At 39.5% G+C, this 1,439-nt stretch carries 1 protein-coding gene; it reads left to right on the top strand.

Annotated elements, in window-relative coordinates:
* Positions 1–80: 80 nt before the first annotated feature.
* Positions 81–1,213 (top strand): IS3 family transposase gene (locus tag GN217_RS18515; protein WP_156858114.1). Its coding sequence is split into 2 segments (ribosomal slippage): positions 81–330 and positions 330–1,213, totalling 1,134 coding nucleotides; the frame shifts between segments, so codons are not numbered across the junction.
* The last annotated feature ends 226 nt before the right edge of the window (positions 1,214–1,439 follow it).

Below are 1,439 nucleotides of genomic sequence, written 5' to 3'. Positions count from 1 at the left end.
TGCATCGGTTACACTTAGTTAGACAAATATTTTAAGGTCATATAAACTGAACTCAACAATTAGTAGGAGGAGAATCAGTAATGACCAAAAGAACACGAAGAACATTCACAAAAGAGTTTAAAGAACAAATCGTCCAGCTGCATGCTTCAGGTAAGCCAAGATCTGAGATTATTAAGGAATATGAGCTGACACCGTCTTCTTTTGATCGATGGGTTAGCCAGTACAGTAATTCTGGTTCGTTTGAAGAAAAGGATAATCGAACCCCTGAACAGGAAGAATTAATTAAGTTACGCAAAGAAAACCAAAGACTTGCGATGGAAAATGATATTTTAAAGCAAGCCGCGCTGATAATGGGACGAAAGTAGATGTGATTCGTAATAATCAACACAAATACTCGATATCAGCAATGTGCGACGTCCTACAAATCCCAAGAAGTACGTATTATTATGAAGCAAAAGAACGAGATAAAAAAGAAGAAAAGAAACTTACGAAACTAATTGTGGAAATCTTCCATGAAAACAAACAGGCATATGGGCAAAGAAAAATCAAAAAGAAACTTCAAGAGAAAGGCTGGCAGATCTCCCGCCGTCGGATCGGCAGAATTATGAAAACGGAAGGCCTCGTTTCAAAATATACGGTTGCCCAGTTTAAGCCCCAGAAATCAACGGTGAATGAATCTGATGTCGGCAATGTGCTAGACCGTGAATTCACCCAGGATAAGCCATTAAAAGTTGTGGTCAGTGACTTAACGTATGTTCGCGTGCAACAAAAATGGCATTACATTTGTGTCCTCGTTGACTTGCATAACCGTGAAATCATCGGCCACAGTGCGGGTCCAAATAAAGATGCAAAGTTGGTTCAGCGTGCTTTTGCGACGGTACCCTACAATTTAATCAACCTTGAACTATTTCACACGGACCGAGGCAGTGAGTTTAAAAATCAATTAATTGATGAGGCGCTGGCTACATTTGGTATTGACAGATCATTAAGTAATAAAGGTACACCATATGACAACGCAGTCGCTGAAGCAACCTTTAAATCAATTAAAACAGAATTCGTGAAAGGAGCCGTTTTCTCAAGCCAGAAAGAGTTAGATCTTGAATTGTTTGATTACGTCAATTGGTTTAATAACATTCGCATCCACGAGTCATTAGATTATTTAACACCAAGAGAGTACAAGCTCCAACAGAAATCAGAGCAGACCGCTATCTAACTTCAATGCGACCACTTTACTTGGAGAGGCGGGCGTGATAGCCTTATCCGGTATGCCAGCGTGGTTTTTAAATTGGCTGGCTTCCTGGCTTTTAAATCACGCCCGCAGAGGCTCCGAGTCAAGTGATGAACAGATACAGCTATTTTCATTAGAGAGTATTTTATTTAACGCGCATAAAAAGTTTATACTCCTTAAAAAAATTGTTTGGTTTAGTGTTGACATACCA

Source organism: Oceanobacillus sp. AG, from assembly GCF_009746545.1.
In the GTDB taxonomy this organism is placed as follows: Bacteria; Bacillota; Bacilli; order Bacillales; family Amphibacillaceae; genus Oceanobacillus; species Oceanobacillus indicireducens.
The sequence above is the reverse complement of the archived record's forward strand: the minus strand, read 5'-3'. Positions and strand labels throughout refer to the sequence as shown.